The sequence below is a fragment of the Micromonospora sp. NPDC047753 genome (genome assembly GCF_040642735.1).
Lineage (GTDB): Bacteria > Actinomycetota > Actinomycetes > Mycobacteriales > Micromonosporaceae > Micromonospora.
The window spans coordinates 1-17,518 of sequence record NZ_JBEYSL010000083.1; the positions used below are offsets into that span (position 1 = coordinate 1).

The window sequence follows — 17,518 nt, forward strand, 5'->3', positions numbered from 1 at the left end:
CGGGACGGGCACGGCGACCGGCGGCGGGGGCGGGGGCGGCGGGGCGACCGGCGGGGGCGGTGGCGGGGCGGCCGGGTAGCCGGTCTCCGGCTGGTAGCCGGTCTCCAGCAGGGCGTACCGCGATTCCACCGGCGGGTCGCCCGGGCGGTAGCCGTTGTCCAGCAACGCGTAGCGCGACGGGACCGGGTCGGGGCCGCGTGCCGGCGGCTCGGGCTCGGCCCGGTACGCCGGCTCGGCCCGGTAGTCCGGCTCGGCCCGATAACCCGGCTCGGCCCGATAAGCCGGGTCCACCCGGTAGTCCGGCTCGGCCCGGTAGCCGGGCGTCGCGCGGTAGTCCGGCTCGGCGCGGTAGCCCGGCTCGGCCCGATAACCCGGCTCAGCGCGGTAGTCCGGCTCGGTCCGGTACGCCGGCTCCGCTCGATAGTCCGGCTCGGCCCGGTACGCGGGCTCGGCCCGGTAGTCCGGCTCGGCCCGGTACGCGGGGTCGACCCGGTAGGTCGCCTCGGCCCGGTAAGCAGGCTCCGCGCCGTACGACAGGTCGGCCGGATGCCCGATGGCAGGTGCCCGCCCGGCGTAGCCGTTGGGGGCCGCACGCCGTGGCAGCGGGTCCGGCGGCGGTTCCTCGCCACGCCGCTCCGGCTCGGTCTGCTCCGCGCCGCGACCGCCCAGCCGGGCACGGTCCAACAACGCGCGCCACCGCGGCGCTGGTTCGGCCGGCCGGCCCCAGCCGGTCTCACTGCCCTCCACGGCCCGCCCTCCCAGCGCCATCGATCTCTGTCTGACAGGCTACGAACCCAACCCTATTCGGACCACACCTCAGAGCGCACACCAGCCGGCGCAGATCACGACGACGGCGATGGCGTCAACGGCTCGGCGAGGGTGGTGTCCGGCGAGGTGGTGACACTCGGCGGCGTCGGCTCGGTGGGCTCCGGCGTCGACGGTTCGGGTGACGGAATCGTCACGACTGGTGCGGGTTCCGACGATTCGCCCACGGAGGCCGACGGCGCCGGGGCGCTGATCATCGGCGCTGGCCGTTCGGACCGGGTCGGTACGGGGCTCGGCCCCGTGTCGGCCGGCGGGCGCACCACGTCACGCTGCTCCGGCAGGGGTGGCGTGAAAACCGTCCGGTCCAGCCGGTAGACCTCGGGGGCGGGGTCGACCGCCCGTACGTCCGGCCGGGCCGCCACACCGCGCAGCGCCACCGGCGTCGCGCGAACCACCGCCGCGTAGACGCAGGCGCAGCCGGTGCGGTACGCGGCCGCCTCGGCGGCGGACACCTCGGCGCCGCTGGCGTACTGCTCCCGCAACTCCCGCTCGCCAACCCCGTCGCCGTCGACGGCGGCGGCCCTGGCCCGGTAGTCGGCGGCCTCGGTCTCCTTGCGGGCCGCCACCTGCTCCATGCCGGCGACCACGTCGTCGGGCACCCGCAGCGCGGGGATCTTGACGATCTCGGTCTGCCGGCCGGGCAGCGGAACCCGCCCGAAGACGGTGGAGACCCCCACGTCGCCGAGCACCGTCGCCAGCCGCTGCGGAGGCAGGTACGCGTCGAGCGTGACCAGCGCGTACGTCCCGCCCTCGGCGGCCGGGGCGGACGCGGGCAGCGCCGCCAGGTCGGCCGCGGCGGACCGCAGGTAGCCGGGGACGGAGTCGCCGTCGGCAACGCCGACCCGGGTGACCTCCCCGACAGTCCGGTCGCCGACCGGGCTGTCGTCGACGGCCCAGACGGCGGTGCCCAACACCGCCGCCGCGGAGAGCACCGCGGCCCAACTGAGCACGCCGGAGCGCGCCGACCGGTCGCCCAGCCGGGCCACCGCCCGGGTCAGCGGCGGCAGCAACCGCTGGTCCAGCTGCCGCAGCAGGTTGCCGGCGCGCACGGGCGGGATCCCCTCTGTGAAACGGTGTCGGGCGGTCGCCGCTCAGTCACGCAGGATCTGAAGCGCATGTTCCAGGTCGTCAGGGTAGTCGCTGACGAACCGGACCTCGTCCCCCGTTCGGGGGTGCACAAAGCTCAGTTCGCGGGCGTGCAGCCACTGTCGGGCCAGGCCGAGACGGGCCGAGAGGGTGGGATCGGCGCCGTAGGTGAGGTCACCCACACAGGGGTGCCGCAGGGTGGAGAAGTGCACCCGGATCTGGTGGGTCCGGCCGGTCTCCAGCCGGACGTCGACCAGACTCGCCGCCGGGAACGCCTCCAGGGTGTCGTAGTGGGTGATGCTCGGCTTGCCGCCGGACACCACAGCCCAGCGGTAGTCGTGCGTGGGGTGCCGGTCGATCGGCGCGTCGACGGTGCCCCGCAGCGGGTCCAGGTGACCCTGCACCACCGCGTGGTAGCCCTTGTCGACCTCGCGGTACTTGAAGGCCCGCTTCAACGCCGTGTACGCCTGCTCGCTCTTGGCCACCACCATGATCCCGGTGGTGCCCACATCGAGCCGGTGCACCACGCCCTGGCGTTCGGCGGCGCCACTGGTGGAGATGCGGTGCCCGATCGCGGCGAGCGCGCCGATCACCGTCGGCCCGGTCCACCCGGGGCTCGGGTGGGCGGCCACCCCGACCGGCTTGTCTACCACGACGATGTCGTCGTCGGCGTAGACGACCCGCAGGCCGGGCACCGCCTGCGGCACCACCGTCGGCGGTGCGACCGGGGCGGGCAGCGTGACGTCCAGCCAGGAGCCGGCCTTGACCTTGTGCGAGTTGGGCCGGGCGGAGCCGTCGACCAGCGCGTCCCCGGCGTCGACCAGGGCCGCGGCGGCGGTGCGGGAGAGCCCGAACAGGCGGGACACGGCCTGGTCCAGGCGCATGCCGTCGAGGCCGTCCGGAACCGGAAGGGAACGGTGGTCGCCGCCAGCGGCGAACGCCGAGGTCATGCCCGCTCCCGCTGCTCGGTGCCCGGCGCGGCGGCGTCCGTCGTGGCCGGGTCGCCGTCGCGCCCCGCCCGCCGGCCGTCACGCTGGCGGCCGGTCAGCTCCAACAGGACGGCCAGCAGCACGCCGCAGACCAGCGAGCTGTCCGCCAGGTTGAACACCGGCCAGACCTGACCGTACGGGTCGAAGAGGCTGATCATGTCGACCACGTGCCCGTGGAACGGGGACGGCGCGCGGAAGATCCGGTCGACGAGGTTGCCCAACGCGCCACCGAGCACCAGGCCGAGCGAGACCGCCCAGGGCAGCGAGCGCAGCCGCAGGGCCATCCAGACGATCCAGCCGACCACACCGATGGTGATCAGTGGGAAGACCCAGGTGTGGTCCGCGCCGATGCTCCAGGCCGCACCGCTGTTGCGGGTCAGGCTCAGGTAGACGAACCCGCCGAGCAGCCGGACCGGCTCCCGGTCGGTCAGCGCGGCCAGCGCGAGGTGCTTGGTGACCAGGTCGGCCAGCAGGGCCACCAGGGCGACCCCGGCGAGAATCGCGACGGCCCGGGGCCGGCGGGTGCCGCCCCCCGGATCGGTGCGGCCGGGTTCGGCGGACGGTACTGCGGTCATGCGCTCCCCATCGACAGTCTTGGCGGTGATCGCTCACCGTCTCATCGCCGCCGGGGAACGGACCTCAGCGCCGCTCCTCCAGCTGCTTGCACGTCACACACAGGGTGGCCGACGGGAAGGCGGCGAGGCGCTCGACCGGGATCGGGTTGCCGCACCGTTCGCACCAGCCGTAACCACCCTCGTCGAGGCGCTCCAGAGCGCGCTCGACCTGCGTGATCCGTTCCAGAATGCTGTTGGCGAGAGAGATCTCCTGCTCCCGCTCGAGCGTCTTGGTGCCCGTGTCGGCCTGGTCGTCCCCGGCCGAGTCGGTCAGCCGATCGCGCTGCAGCTCGGTGATCTCACTCAGCGTCTGATCGTACTCGGCACGAAGCTCGTCCCGCCGCGCCGCCAGCGCCGCCCGGATCTTCTCGGTCTCCGCCGTGCTGCGGGTGGCCTTCGCCACCGGCTTGCGCCCGGCGGTCCTGGTGTCGGATGGCTTCGCCATGGGTCGCTCCCTAGGCCGGGGAACCGCGCGGTCCGCGGCGCCTGGTCAGGGGGCGCCGACAAAGGCGTCCCCTATGGACGAAAAGGGGCGCACGGCGACGATGGCCGCGCACTCCCGAGGTTGGCAAGAATACGGAACGTACAGGCGTCCGACAACGTGCCGCACCGTCGCACCGTCTAACAGCCCCTAGCCCTGCCTAACTGGGGCAAAGGGAACGCTAGCAGATCAATTGGGCACCTCATCTCCGTACTCACCAAACCATCGGGCCAGACGACCCCGCCGACTGACCGCCCGCAACCGCCGTTCCGCCGCGTCCCGCACCCCTGCGGTCGCCACGATCAGCAGACTGTCGCCGGTCTTCAACCGGGTGTCGGGTGCGGGCACGAAGCCCACGCCGTCGCGCAGCACCAGGGTCACCGACGCGCCCAGCGGAAGGCGCAGTTCGTCGACGTGCACCCCGGCCAGTCGTGAGCCCGGTGGCACCTCCACCTGGAGCAGGTCCGCCCGCATCCGCTCCAGCGGCGCGGTCTCCACGTGGATCTCGGCGGCCTCGGCCGGCGCGGTCACCCGCAACCGGCGGGCGAACGGCCCCAACGTCCCGGTCTGCACCAGCGTGAAGATCACCACCAGCACGAAGACCACATCGAAGAGCCGCTCCGCGCCGGGCACCCGCTCGGAGAGCGGAATGGTGGCCAGCACGATCGGCACCGCCCCGCGCAGCCCGGCCCAGGACAGGAACGCCTGTTCCCGAAGCCCGACCCGGAACGGCAACGCCGAGACGGCCACCGACAACGGTCGGGCCAGGAGCACCAGAGCCAGCCCGGCGACCACCGCGGGCAGCACCGCCGCGTCCAGCCGGCCCGGCGAGGCCAGCAACCCGAGCAGCACGAACAACCCGATCTGGGCGAGCCAGGCCAACCCGTCCGCGAAACCGAGAATCGCCTGCCTGTGCGACAGGCGCGCATTGCCCAGCAACACCCCGGCCACGTAGACGGCGAGGAAGCCCGAGGCGTGCAGAACGGCCCCCGCGGCGTACGCCAGCACCGTGATGCCCACCGCGGCGATCGGGTAGAGCCCGGCCGACGGCAGCGCGGCCCGGCGCAGCGCCCAGGTGCCGGCGACGCCAGCGGCAACGCCCACCGCCGCACCGGCGCCCAGCTCGTAACAGACCAGCGCGACCTCGTACCACCACGGGTGCGCGAAACCCCGGTGGGACAGCAGCACCACCAGCAGCACCACCGGGGCGTCGTTCATCCCCGACTCGGCCTCCAGGGTCGCCACCAGCCGGGGCGGCAACCGCAGTCGGCGCAGAGTGGCGAAGACGGCCGCCGCGTCGGTGGACGAGAGCACCGCGCCGTAGAGCAGCGCCAACCGCCAGTCCAGCCCCAGCAGCAGGTGCACGGCCACACCGACCACCACGATGCTGACGACCACGCCGACAGTGGAGAGTGCGGAGGCCAGCCCGAGCACCGGGCGCAGCGTGGTCCACCGGGCGGTGAGCCCGCCCTCCGCGATGATCACGATCAGCGCGCAGAAGCCGAGGGTCCGGGTCAGCTCGACGTCGTCGAAACGGATGCCCAGCCCGCTCTCGCCGATCGCCACGCCCAGAGCCAGGTAGACCAGAAGGCTGGGCACACCGAGCCGGGTGGAGAGTCGCACCGCGCCGACAGCGACCAGCAGCACTGCCGCACCGAGCAGCAGCGCGATGTCCAAACCGGGAGTCACGGCTGCCTTGCCTGGGCTGTCCTCACTCGGCGGATCCGTCGCGCAGACGGCGCAGCACCTCGGGCAGGTCCGGGCCGGGCCGATCGACGAGGAAGAGCTTGTCCCGGCTGGCCGCGCCGGCGCGCAGCGACACGGCGGCCGGCCGGACGCCCAACGCGCCGGCCAACGCCCGCCGGGCGGCCTCGGTGGCCCGCCCGTCGACGGCCGGGTCGTGGACCGCGATCACGAGGGCGGGCCCGTGCGGGCCGTCGAAGCGGCCACCCACCCGGTCCCGGGAGGCGCCGGGCTTCACCCGTACCGCCACTGTGAGCGTGTCCTGCGCGGGCACCGGCGCCGCTTCAGATCGGACGGGCGTCGGCGAGGAGAGCGGTCGCCGGCGCGCAGTGCGCGCACGGGGTGAAACCGAGGTCCACGGCCTCGGCGACCGGCAACGTCTCGGGCTGCCAGCCAATCAGGTGGGGGCAGCCGTCCAGGTGGTAACGGGGGCGGCCGTCGACGACCTCGACAGCGTCGAGCAGTCGGGCCACCCGGGCCGCCTCGGCGGGTGTGATCTGCTGGGCGGCCGGCTCGTCGACCGCCGCGACCGCCGGGTCGAACACGTCGCCGGTCGACGCCGCGAGGGGCGACGCCGGGCTGACCGGCCGGGCCCGCGCGGGCACCTCGTCCGCGGCACTCACCATCGGCGACGCGTCCTCGACGTGCGGCGGGTCGACCGGCGTCACCTCATCAATCGGCGGCGCATGGTCGACCGGCGGCTCGGGTGGTTGCCGCCACCCGGTGCCGCCGGTACCAAACGTCGTGGGCACGTGCTGGACCGGCACCTCCGGCTCGACCAGCGGCGGCCCGTACGCGACACCCGGTGTGGCCTGGCTGGCCGTACGGGGCGCGTGGGGATTCCGCCGGTCGGTCCGGCCGGGATCCGCCATGGCGCGGTTGGCGGCTGCCTGGCGGGCCCCCACCACCAACGCCACGGCGGCCAGCAGACTGGCCGCGATGGAGATGACCAACAAGAAGCTGGAGCCACCGGCCAGGCCGAGCACCAGTAGCACCACCGCGACGAGGATGAGCAGGAGACTTGCGACTATCACGGCTCACCCCCGCCGCGTCGAACCGTCCAGGCCTGGCCGGCGACCGTCACCATTGGCGGACAGCGATCGCCGGCCGGTGCTCAGCGTCCGGCTTCGAGGGCGCCGGAGCGCCCGCCGCCGCCGTACGAACCAGCGAGACCCGCTGCGGCCAGCCCGTTGCCGCCAGCGACCCGGCCGGCTTCGGAGCGGGTCATCTCGGCCTCGAGGCCCTGGCCACGACCGTCGAGGTCACGCAGCTGGCTCTCCAGGTACGCCTTGAGCCGGGTGCGGTACTCGCGCTCGAACTGCTTGAGCTCCTCGATGTGCTTCTGCAGCGCCGTGCGCTTGGCGTCCAGGCCGCCCATGGCCTCCTGGTGCCGCTGGCGGGCGTCCCGCTCGAGGGCGTCAGCCTTGGCGCGCGCCTCCCGGGTCACCTCCTCGGCCTTGCTGCGAGCCTCGGACAACAGCTGGTCGGCCTCGCGGCGAGCGTCGGACACGTGGTCGTCGGCGGTGCGCTGGGCCATCATCAGCACGCGCAGGGCCTGCTGCTCACCGTCACCGGTAACGCCGCCGGCCGGGCCGCCGGTCGAGCGGACCTGCTCCAGCTCGGCCTGCATCGCGCGGGCAGCCTGCTCGGCCGCCGACTTGTCGCGCTGCACCCGGTCCAGTTGGGCCTTGACATCGTTGAGCTCCGCCGCCAGTCGGGCGTCGCCGCCGGGGCCGGCGGGGGCGCCGCCACGGCCGCCGCGCTCCACCTGGGCGCGCAGCTCGTTGTTCTCCTCGATGAGACGGGCGAGCTCGCGCTCGACCTCATCCAGGAAGGCGTCGACCTCCTCCTCGTCATACCCCCGTTTGCCGATCGGCGGCTTTTTGAAGGCGACGTTGTGGACGTCGGCCGGGGTCAGCGGCATCGAAACTCCTCGGGTCAGTTGCGGCCGCGAAAGCGCGTCGGTCATCAGGCAGATGCCCTGATCGACGGCCCTAACACGAACTCCATCAGCACGAACAGGATAACCAGGAGCACAAGGGAGGCCAGGTCGATGCTCACGGTACCAATTCGCAGCGGAGGGATCACACGCCTCAACGCGTTGAGAGGGGGATCAGTGACGCTCCACACGGATTCCAATCCTGCCGATGCTCCACGCCCCGGTTGCCAGCGACGGCCGTACTGCAGGACGGCGCTCAACACGAACCGGGACAGAAGAAGGAGCAGGAAGACATAAAGGATCAGGTACAGCACTTGCAGTAAGATCGACAACACGGTCAGCGACGTCCCTCGGGTCGGGCGGGATCAACTCAGACTGAAAAAGCCGCCCTCAGCGATCTTGGCTTTGTCCTCTGCGGTGACCTGGACGTTAGCCGGTGAGAGCAGGAACACCCGATTGGTCACGCGCTCGATCGTACCGCGCAGGCCGAACGCCAGCCCGGCGGCGAAGTCCACCAGACGGCGGGCATCCGCCTCATCCATCTCGGTGAGATTGATGATCACCGGGACACCGTCGCGGAAGTGCTCACCGATGGTGCGCGCCTCCCGGTAGGTGGTGGGGTGCAGCGTGGTGATCTGGTAACGCTGCTCCTCCTCGGGCAGGGCCCGCTCCCGCGACGTGACCTGCGGCGCGAGGGCCAGGTTGTCCCGAGTGTGGTAGGTCAGCGCACCGGAGGTCTCGCCCGCCGACGACCGGGTGATAGACCGGACGCTGGACCGCTCGATCCGCTCCGGCCGCTCACCGTCGCCGCGCTCGGACTCGCTCAACCGCGCGCTCGACCGCTCGGAGAGTCGGCCCCGCCCGCTGTCGCGCGGCCGGGGAGCCGGCGGCTCCTCGGCGTCGTCCTCGTCGTCGTCGGCGAACTCCTCGGCGTACCGGCTCTGCCGGTACCGCGAGTCGCGGTAGCCACCCTTGTCGTAGCCACCGTCGTCGTAGGCCCGCTCGTCGTCTTCTTCGACCAGACCGAGCCAGACCCCCGCCTTGCGCAGTGCACCCATCCCGCGCCCTTCCGTCCGCCGTGCGGCACGCGCCCCCGTGCCATGTCGCCCGTCGCGAGTGGACAACCATGCCCATCGGACCGGAACAGCAATCCCCCCGGCGCGCGATTCGCGTCGCGCGCCACGACCCCCGACCGGGAGACGCCCGCCCCTAAAACAACACTGATGTAATTTGCTTGTCTCGCGGTCAGGCTACCGCAGCGTGGGACGCATTCCGAGCAACGCGCTACCGACGCGGACATGTGTCGCGCCGTAACGGATCGCTATGTCGAAATCCCCGCTCATACCGGCGGACAGCGCGGTGGCTCCCGGATGGACAGCCCGAAATGCGTCAGCGACCTCCGCGAGCCGGGCGAACGCCCGCTCCGGCTCCCACCCCAGCGGAGCGACAGCCATGAGGCCGACCAGACGCAACCCCGGCGCGTCGGCGACCGCCTCGGCCACCGGCTCCAGACCGGCGGTCGGATCCGCCGAGCCGGGCAGGGCGCCGCCCCGGGCCGCGTCGCCGTCGATGCTCACCTGGACCAGAGCGTCGAGCGGCTCCTGCCGGTCCGCGGTCGCGGTCGTCAACGCCCGGGCCAGCCGGACACTGTCGACGGAGTGCACCACGTCGGCGTAGCGGACCACCGAGCGGGCCTTGTTGCGCTGCAACTGACCGATGAAGTGCCAACGGGGACGCACCCCGGCGGCAGCCACCTCGGCGGCCTTGCCGGCTGCCTCCTGGTCGCGGTTCTCCCCCATGTCGGTCACCCCGAGCCCGGCCAGCGCCAACACATCACTGGCCGGGTAGGTCTTCGTCACCGCGATCATGGTCACCTCGGCACGGTCCCGGCCGGCCTGCGCGCAGGCGTCATCGACCCGGGACCGAACCTGGGCCAGACCGGCCGCGAGTTCGGCGTGCCGATCCGGTCGCACCGTGGCTGAGCTGTCGGTCATCGGCGGTGCTCAGGACCCGTTCTTGAGGAAGTCGGGAACGTCCACGTCGTCGAAGAGCACGCGACGCGGCGACTGGGCCGGAGCCGGGTTGGTGGCCGGCGCAGGCGCCGGGGTGCTCTGCGGTGCCGGCTGGTTGGTGTTGGTCTTGCGGGTCGGTTCGGCCGCCTTGTACGCGGGCGTGCCGCCGTCGAAGCCCGCCGCGATGACAGTCACCCGCACCTCGTCACCGAGCGCGTCGTCGATGACGGCGCCGAAGATGATGTTGGCGTCCGGGTGAGCCGCGTCGGTGACCAGCTGGGCGGCGTCATTGATCTCGAACAGGCCCAGGTCGGAGCCGCCGGCGATGGAGAGCAGCACGCCCCGCGCGCCGTCCATGCTCTGCTCCAGCAGCGGGCTGGAGATGGCCGCCTCGGCCGCCTCGACCGCGCGGTTCTCGCCGCGGGCGCTGCCGATGCCCATCAACGCGCTGCCGGCGCCGCTCATCACGCTCTTGACGTCGGCGAAGTCCAGGTTGATCAGACCCGGGGTGGTGATCAGGTCGGTGATGCCCTGCACACCCGAGAGCAGCACCTGGTCGGCCGTACGGAACGCGTCCATCATGCTGATGTTGCGATCGCCCAGGGCCAGCAGCCGGTCGTTCGGGATGACGATCAGCGTGTCGCACTGGTTGCGGAGCTCGTCTATCCCCGTCTCGGCCTGGACCTGGCGGCGCTTGCCCTCGAAGGAGAACGGCCGGGTCACCACGCCGATGGTCAGCGCGCCGAGCTTGCGGGCGATGTTGGCCACCACGGGCGCGCCGCCGGTGCCGGTGCCGCCGCCCTCGCCGCAGGTCACGAAGACCATGTCGGCGCCCTTGAGCACCTCTTCGATCTCGTCGCGGTGGTCCTCGGCGGCGTTCTTCCCGACGTCCGGGTTGGCCCCGGCCCCCAGGCCGCGGGTCAGCTCCCGACCGACGTCGAGCTTGACGTCGGCGTCGCTCATCAGCAGCGCCTGCGCATCGGTGTTGATCGCGATGAACTCGACGCCCTTGAGCCCAACCTCGATCATCCGGTTGACGGCGTTGACGCCGCCACCCCCGATGCCGACGACCTTGATGACCGCCAGGTAGTTGTGCGGAGGTGTCATCTCCGGTCCTTTCCTTCGAGATTGGCTTCGGCCGACCGGTTACGGCGTGGCCAGACCAGCGGCCGACGACAGCTGTCTCCAACGAGGATCAGGGGTGAACCCTAACCCTCTACTAGAGGCTTACAGTTATGTCAACCACTGAAGCTCTTCGGGGCAACGTAAGCGCCACCGCGCCATGAGCCAAGGACCCGGGCGGCGTGTCGCCGCGCGGAGCGCCACGGGTCACGCCGCGCACGCTCCCAGGTCAACGAAAGGTCACCACATCCGGCGCGCTCACGTCGATCCGGTCGGCGTCCTCGTCGAGCAGCGCGGTGGCCACCCGAGCCTTGTCCGTACCCCGGGTCGCGTCGCCCCAGACCACCGTCCGGTCGCCGCGCAACCGCAGGCTGATCCGGGCCAGCCCCGCCACGTTCACGTCCACCAGCTCCGCGCGCAGCTGCGGCGTCAGCGCGACGAGCACCTCCAGCGCGGCCCGGGTGCCCGGGTCGTCGGCGGCCGGCCGGACCACAGTCACCTGTGGCAGGTCCGCCGGGCGTCGCTCCACCGTCCGGAACGCCACCCCGCTCCGGTCGATCAGGGCGAACACCTCGCCCTGCGGCACCACCGCCACCGCTGTCCGCTCGGTCACCCGCACCACCAGCGCGCCGGGCCAGTCCCGGGAGACCACGGCCCGCTCCACCGCCGGCAGCGCACCGACCCGACGGGCGACGGCGGCCAGGTCCACCCGGGCCAGCGGCACCCCGTCCGGCACCCCTGCCGCGTCGTGCACCTGCACCGGGGTGACCAGGTCGGCACCCTCCACGCGCACCTCCCGCACACCGAACAGCCCGGTGCCGAGCACCGTCCAGGCGACCAGCCCGGCCAGGGCGAGCACGCCGGCGGCCACCGCCCACGGCAGCGCCGCACGCATGCGACGCTGCCGGGCACGGGCCATGAACCGGCGGGTCGAGGGCGGCACCGCGTCGCTGCCCGCCCGGACCAACTGCCACCGCCGGGCCGGACCGCGGCGCGGAGCGCCACCGTCGGCGGCGCTGGTCCGCCCTCGGGCCGGGCCGGGACTCATCCGGCCGTGGGCGCCGAGCCGCCGGGCACGGCAGTGCCACCGAGAGCCGCGCCGTCGCCGCCGGACGTCGCCCCACCCGGCACCGGATCACCGATCGCCGGGGTGGTGGCCACCGGGTCGACGCTCGCTGTCGGTGCCGAGCCGGCCGCACGCTCGCCCAGGGCGGCCAGCAGTTCGTCACCCATCAGCGAGATCGGCGGAGCGCCCATGGTGACCACCACGTCCCCGGAGCGGGCGCGACGGGCCACCTCGATCGGGGCCTGCTCCCACGACTCCACGAAGACCTTGCGGTCGGCGGGCAGATCCACCGCCGCGATCAGTGCCGCCGAGCCCTCGCCGGGCTGACGCAACTCACCCGGCCCGAAGACCTCCAGGAGCACCACCTCGTCGGCGATGGCCAGCGCCTCGGCGATCTCCGCCTGGTTGTCGCGGGTGCGGTACAGCCGGTACGGCTGGAAGACGACGATCAGCCGGCCGTCCCCGGCGACCTCGCGCAACGTCTGGTTCGCCAACGTCATCGAGGTCGGGTGGTAGGCGTACTCGTCGTAGACCAGCACGCCGTCCGCGACACCCTTGCGCTCGAAGCGCCGCCGGACCCCGGGAAAGACCGCCAGCGCGGCCTCCGCCGCCTCCAGCGGCAGTTCCAGCAGGTACGCGGCCAGCACCGCGGCGGCGCTGTTCAGCCCCATGTGACGGCCCGGCACCGGCAGCCGGAACTCGCCCAGCGACCGCCCGTCGATCGCGGCCAGGTAGCGCACCCCACGCGCGGAGGAGACCATCTCGGTCAACCGCAGGTCGGCGTCGGCGGCCTCGCCGTACGTGAACACCTGTCGTCCCTCGGACCGCAGGCTCTCGGCCAACCGCCGACCGCCCGGGTCGTCGACGCAGGTGATGATGAACCCGTCCGGGTCGGTGAGGCGGGCGAACTCCACGAACGCCGCCTCCAGCGTCGCGTAGTCGCCGTAGGTGTTCAGGTGGTCCGCCTCGACGTTCGTGATGATCGAGACGTACGGGCGGTAGATGAGGAACGAGCGGTCGCTCTCGTCCGCCTCGACCACGAAGTGCTCGCCGGTGCCGTGGTGAGCGCCCGAACCGACCTCGGAGATCTCCCCACCGATCACGAAGGACGGGTCCACTCCGGCCTGCTGGAGCACCATCGTCACCATCGAGGTGGTGGTGGTCTTGCCGTGCGTGCCGGCCACGGCCACCGCGCGACGGCCGGTCATCGCCGCGGCGAGCGCCTCCGAGCGGTGCAGCACCCGCAGGCCGCGCCGACGCGCCTCGACCAGCTCCAGGTGGTCCTGGGGAATGGCCGACGAGTAGACGACGGTGTCCACGCCGTCGAGGTTGCTGACCTCGTGACTGAGGTGGATGGTGCCGCCGAGCGCCCGCAGGCCGGCCAGCGACGGCCACTCCCGCAGGTCGCTGCCGGAGACCCGGATACCGCGGGTGAGCAGCAGCCGGGCCACGCCGAGCATGCCCACCCCACCCACTCCGATCAGGTGGACGGCGCCCAGGTCCTCGGCGGTGAGCGTGCCGGCCGGGGTGAACTGCGCGGTCATCGGGCCACCGCCGCCAGCACGAAGGAACGCAGCGCCTCGTCGCCGTCGCGCCGGCCGTAGGACCCGGCGGCGGCACCCATGTTGTAGAGCCGCTGTGGATCACGGATGAGGGGGATGACGGTGCGCTCCAGCCAGTCCGGGGTGAGCTCCGCGTCGTCGACCAGCAGCCCACCGCCGGCCTCCACCACGGGCAGCGCGTTGCGCCGCTGCTCCTGGTTGCTGTGCGGGTACGGCACGTAGATCGTGGGCAGCCCGATCGCGGCCACCTCGGCGACGGTCATCGCCCCGCCCCGGGCCAGCATCAGATCGGCGGCGGCGTAGCCCAGCTCCATCTCGGACAGGTACGGCAGCGTCACGTACGGCACCGGCAGGTCGGTGGGGATCGGCACCGGCTCGTTGCGGGCGCCCATCACGTGCAGCACCTGCACGCCGTTGCGGGCCAGCTCCTTGGCCGCCCCGGAGACCGCCAGGTTGATGGAGCGGGCGCCGGACGAGCCGCCGGACACGAAGAGCACCGGCAGGTCCGGGCGGAGCCCGAAGTGGGCGCGGGCGGCGTTACGCAGCGCGTACCGGTCCAGACCGGCGATGGCGCGGCGCAGCGGCACACCGACGACTGTGGCGTCCCGCAGCGACTCGGCCTGGCTCGGCTGGTTCGGGAAACCGACGGCCACGTTCTTGGTGAACTTCATGCCCAGCTTGTTGGCCACGCCCGGTGGCACGTTCACCTCGTGGATCACCATGGGCAGCTCGCGGCGCCACGCGGCCAGGTAGGCCGGCACCGAGACGTACCCGCCGAAGCCGACGACCACGTCGGCGCGCACCTCGTCGATCACCTTGCCCGCGGCGCGCGCCGCGGTCCACATCCGACCCGGGGTGCGGACCAGGTTCATGTTGACCGACCGGGGCAGCTGGTACGCCGGGATCTGCCGCAGGTCGTAGCCCTGTGGCGGGATCAGGTCGTTCTCCATGCCCCGTGGTGTGCCGAGGCAGGTGATCCGGACGCCCGGGTCGTGTCGGCGCAGGCAGTCGGCGAAGGCGAGCAGCGGGTAGACGTGCCCCCCGGTGCCACCTCCCGCGAGCACCACCGAACGCAGCGGACCCATCAGCGTCTCCTCTCGCTCGCCGTACCACTGCGGCTTCGGTCCTGTCGGACCCCGCGCGGCGCGGCCTGATCGTCATGGCGCCGCTCGCGGGACCGGGGTACGGACCCTCGGCCAGCGGGCGGCGTCGCCGGTCGGCGACGCCGGCCGGGAAGCGGCGGCAACGGGGCCCAGAGTAGTCGGACCCACCGGGCCGGCGGACGGGCATGCAGTGCTCTGGCCGCATCGGGTTCGGCGCGGGCGAAGGACGCCAGCATGCCGATGCCGGCCAACGTCACCACCAGGGCACTTCCACCGTCGGAGATGAACGGCAACGGCAGACCGGTGATCGGCAGCAGCCCCACCACCCCACCGATGTTGATCACGGCCTGGCTGACCAGCCAGGTGGTCACGGCGGTGGCGGCGAGCCGGCGGAACGGGTCGTCGACCCGCCGGGCGATCCGGAAACCGGTGTACGCGAGGACCGCGAAGAGGCTGAGCACCACGACGCACCCGATCACGCCCAGTTCCTCGGCGATGATCGCGAAGATGAAGTCGTTGTGCGCCTCGGGGAGCCAGTCCCACTTCAGGCTGCCCTTGCCGAGGCCGACACCGAACCAGCCACCGTGCTCGATGGCCAGCCGTCCCTGGTAGAACTGGAGGCAGTCGCCGAGCTTGCAGGTTTCCGGGTCCGGTGGATTGAAGAACATGGCCAGCCGGGCGAAGCGGTAGTTGTCCGCGCCGCTCTCGCCGGAGCCGGCACCCAGTGAGGCCACCGCGACGAGCAGGCCGATCCCGACAAGACCGGCTGTGGCCAGGGCCCCGAAGACCCGCATCCGCACCCCGGCGGCCCAGAGCAGGCCCACCACCAGGGCCAGCAGACAGAGCATCGTGCCCGTGTCGTTGTAGCCGACCAGGACGAAGAGCAGGCCCATCACCGGGAAGAGCGGGGTGGCAAGCTCCCGCCACCACCCCAGCGCGGCACCCTTGCGGGCGATCAGGTGCGCACCCCAGAGCACGAGCGCGAACTTGGCCAACTCGGAGGGTTGTAGCTGAATACCGCCGATGAACAGCCAGTTCAGCCGCGCCTCGATCGGGCCAATCTGCCCTGATTTCTGGTGGGTCAGCCGCGCGTAGGCGAGCAGCAGGTTGAGCAGCAGCAACAGCCCGATCGAGGTGAACAGCAGCGGCTTGCCCAGCGAGCGGTAGGTGCTGGCCGGCAGGCGCTGGCAGACCCAGAACGCGCCGATGCCGATCACCGCGAAGATGGCCTGCTTGGTCACCGAGGCGGAGGCGTTGCCGTCCTCGGCGTAGTCCTTCACGCTTGTCGCCGAGAAGACCATGGTCAGCCCGATCAGCAGCAGCAGGCCGGCGCAGGACAGCAGCAGGTAGTAGGAGGTCAGCGGCCGGCCCAGCAGGCCGCGCAGCGCGGCGAGCCCGCCGGCCGCGTCGAACCCGCGCGGCAGTGTCGCCGCTACGGCCTCCGGCCCGCGCCCCGCCGCCCCGGGCTCCCGTGCCCCGGGTCCGGGTTCGCGGGCCGCCGCGCCGCGCTCCGGACCGCGCGCCCCGGCAGCCACCGGCGTACGCGCCGCGCTCGGCGACCGTCGCGGTCGTCCGACAGTCTCATCCTCGGTGCCGATTTCCTCCCCCACCCCGACATCATCACCGCTGAACACGCCCCACCGCCCCACAACGCCTCACCGGGCGTGTCGAACCCGTCCCCACGCCGCCCGCCCGCGTCGATCTTGCACTTTGTGCAGCGGCAAAACACCCATATGAGGACGTTCCGCCAGCCGAAAGTGCAAGATCGACGGGATGAGGGGGTTGGGGCGCGGGGCTTCGGCCCGCGGGTCAGGTCATGTTGGCGAGGAACTCGCTGTAGAACAGGCCCAGGGCGATGGCCACACCGATGCCGGCGATGATCCAGAAGCGCACCACGATGTTGACCTCGCTCCAGCCGGCCAACTCGAAGTGGTGCTGGAGCGGGGACATTCGGAACACCCGTTTACCGGTGGTCTTGAAGGAGATGATCTGGATCACTACGGACATCGTGATGATCACGAAGAGCCCGCCGATGATCGGCAGCAGCAGGATGGTGCGGGTGGACATCGCCATGCCGGCGATCAGACCGCCCAGCCCCAGCGCCCCGGTGTCGCCCATGAAGATCCGCGCCGGGGAGGTGTTCCACCAGAGGAAGCCCACACAGGCTCCCGCCGCCGCCCCGGCGATCAACGCGATCTCCAACGGGTCGCGCACCTCGTAGCAGTACGGCTGGGTGTAGTTCGGGTCGGCGCACCAGTGCCGGTACTGCCAGAACGCGATCAGCGCGTACGCGGCGAGCACCATCACCGACGCGCCGGTGGCCAGGCCGTCCAGGCCGTCGGTGAGGTTGACGCCGTTCGTCGCGGCCATCACCACGAAGATGAAGATGATCACCGCGCCGACCTTGCTGACCTCCAGGAAGTCGATGTCCCGGATGAAGCTCAGCGTGGTGCTGCCCACCGTCTCGGTGTTTGTCGCCAGGCCCGAACCGTTTGTCATAGTGCTCGGGAACCACAGCGCGATCACCCCGAAGACCGCACCGACCAGGATCTGCCCGAGCAACTTGCCGCGCTTGTTCAGCCCGGCGCTGTTGCGCTTGCGCACCTTGAGGAAGTCGTCGAGGAAACCCACAGCGCCGGAGAAGACCATCAGCCCCAGCAGCACCAGCGCGGTGATGGTCGGCTCCACCTGGGCGATCTGCTGATCGGGCAGGGTGGTCAGGGCGAGGTGCCCGGCCACGTACGCGATCACAGTGGCCAGGATGAAGACCACGCCACCCATCGTGGGCGTGCCCTTCTTGCCCTGGTGCATGGCGGGGCCGTCCGACCGGATCGGCTGACCGGCCTTGAGCCGGGTGAACACCTTGATCGCGATCGGGGTGCAGAAGAGCGAGACGAGGAAGGCCACCCCGATGGCGACGATGACCGCCCTCATCGGGTCGGCTCCCCACCGGCGTCGGCGCGCAGTGCGTCGGCC

General features: G+C 72.1%; 17 protein-coding genes and 1 pseudogene. All 18 read right to left on the reverse strand.

The window, feature by feature from the left end; translation table 11 throughout:
• Positions 1-768, reverse strand: a pseudogene (locus tag ABZ749_RS10200) (ATPase); the annotation flags it as partial.
• 74 nt (positions 769-842) lie between these two features.
• Positions 843-1,874 (reverse strand): hypothetical protein, encoded by a 1,032-nt coding sequence (locus ABZ749_RS10205; RefSeq protein ID WP_357225523.1) that lies wholly within the window; start codon positions 1,872-1,874, stop codon positions 843-845.
• Positions 1,875-1,916: 42 nt separating this feature from the next.
• Positions 1,917-2,861: an RluA family pseudouridine synthase gene (locus tag ABZ749_RS10210; RefSeq protein ID WP_357225525.1), complete on the reverse strand. Its 945-nt coding sequence runs from the start codon at positions 2,859-2,861 to the stop codon at positions 1,917-1,919.
• Positions 2,858-3,475: a signal peptidase II gene (gene lspA / locus ABZ749_RS10215; RefSeq protein ID WP_357202549.1), complete on the reverse strand. Its 618-nt coding sequence runs from the start codon at positions 3,473-3,475 to the stop codon at positions 2,858-2,860. Before lspA ends, ABZ749_RS10210 begins: the two co-directional genes overlap by 4 nt.
• Before the next feature lie 64 nt (positions 3,476-3,539).
• The gene (locus ABZ749_RS10220) at positions 3,540-3,959 is read right to left on the reverse strand and encodes a TraR/DksA C4-type zinc finger protein (protein ID WP_091407724.1); all 420 of its coding nucleotides are present in this window, start codon (positions 3,957-3,959) and stop codon (positions 3,540-3,542) included.
• 225 nt (positions 3,960-4,184) lie between these two features.
• On the reverse strand, positions 4,185-5,684 hold the full coding sequence (locus ABZ749_RS10225) for a potassium/proton antiporter (protein WP_357225528.1): 1,500 nt from the start codon (positions 5,682-5,684) through the stop codon (positions 4,185-4,187).
• Between the two features lie 22 nt (positions 5,685-5,706).
• Entirely contained in the window at positions 5,707-6,012 is a 306-nt protein-coding gene (locus ABZ749_RS10230) for a DUF167 domain-containing protein (protein ID WP_357225533.1), read from the reverse strand.
• A 10-nt stretch (positions 6,013-6,022) separates the two neighbouring features.
• The gene (locus ABZ749_RS10235; RefSeq protein ID WP_357225536.1) at positions 6,023-6,772 is read right to left on the reverse strand and encodes a hypothetical protein; all 750 of its coding nucleotides are present in this window, start codon (positions 6,770-6,772) and stop codon (positions 6,023-6,025) included.
• Between the two features lie 80 nt (positions 6,773-6,852).
• On the reverse strand, positions 6,853-7,662 hold the full coding sequence (locus tag ABZ749_RS10240; protein WP_357225551.1) for a DivIVA domain-containing protein: 810 nt from the start codon (positions 7,660-7,662) through the stop codon (positions 6,853-6,855).
• Between the two features lie 44 nt (positions 7,663-7,706).
• Entirely contained in the window at positions 7,707-8,012 is a 306-nt protein-coding gene (locus ABZ749_RS10245; RefSeq protein WP_030334503.1) for a YggT family protein, read from the reverse strand.
• A gap of 30 nt (positions 8,013-8,042) precedes the next feature.
• Positions 8,043-8,735: a cell division protein SepF gene (gene sepF, locus ABZ749_RS10250; protein WP_355007669.1), complete on the reverse strand. Its 693-nt coding sequence runs from the start codon at positions 8,733-8,735 to the stop codon at positions 8,043-8,045.
• 192 nt (positions 8,736-8,927) lie between these two features.
• On the reverse strand, positions 8,928-9,671 hold the full coding sequence (locus ABZ749_RS10255) for a YggS family pyridoxal phosphate-dependent enzyme (RefSeq protein WP_357225541.1): 744 nt from the start codon (positions 9,669-9,671) through the stop codon (positions 8,928-8,930).
• Between the two features lie 9 nt (positions 9,672-9,680).
• The gene (gene ftsZ, locus ABZ749_RS10260; RefSeq protein WP_091407710.1) at positions 9,681-10,796 is read right to left on the reverse strand and encodes a cell division protein FtsZ; all 1,116 of its coding nucleotides are present in this window, start codon (positions 10,794-10,796) and stop codon (positions 9,681-9,683) included.
• A gap of 244 nt (positions 10,797-11,040) precedes the next feature.
• Complete coding sequence (locus ABZ749_RS10265) at positions 11,041-11,859, reverse strand: FtsQ-type POTRA domain-containing protein (protein WP_357225544.1); 819 nt, start codon at positions 11,857-11,859, stop codon at positions 11,041-11,043.
• Positions 11,856-13,421: a UDP-N-acetylmuramate--L-alanine ligase gene (gene murC / locus ABZ749_RS10270; protein ID WP_357225547.1), complete on the reverse strand. Its 1,566-nt coding sequence runs from the start codon at positions 13,419-13,421 to the stop codon at positions 11,856-11,858. The genes ABZ749_RS10265 and murC overlap by 4 nt, the downstream gene beginning before the upstream one ends.
• A complete protein-coding gene (gene murG / locus ABZ749_RS10275; protein WP_355007673.1) occupies positions 13,418-14,524 on the reverse strand; it encodes an undecaprenyldiphospho-muramoylpentapeptide beta-N-acetylglucosaminyltransferase in 1,107 nt (368 codons plus the stop codon). The genes murC and murG overlap by 4 nt, the downstream gene beginning before the upstream one ends.
• Positions 14,524-15,966, reverse strand: a complete 1,443-nt coding sequence (locus tag ABZ749_RS10280; protein WP_357225555.1) for a putative peptidoglycan glycosyltransferase FtsW — start codon at positions 15,964-15,966, stop codon at positions 14,524-14,526. Before ABZ749_RS10280 ends, murG begins: the two co-directional genes overlap by 1 nt.
• 385 nt (positions 15,967-16,351) lie before the next feature.
• Positions 16,352-17,476, reverse strand: a complete 1,125-nt coding sequence (mraY, locus tag ABZ749_RS10285) for a phospho-N-acetylmuramoyl-pentapeptide-transferase (RefSeq protein ID WP_030334519.1) — start codon at positions 17,474-17,476, stop codon at positions 16,352-16,354.
• Between the last annotated feature and the right edge of the window lie 42 nt (positions 17,477-17,518).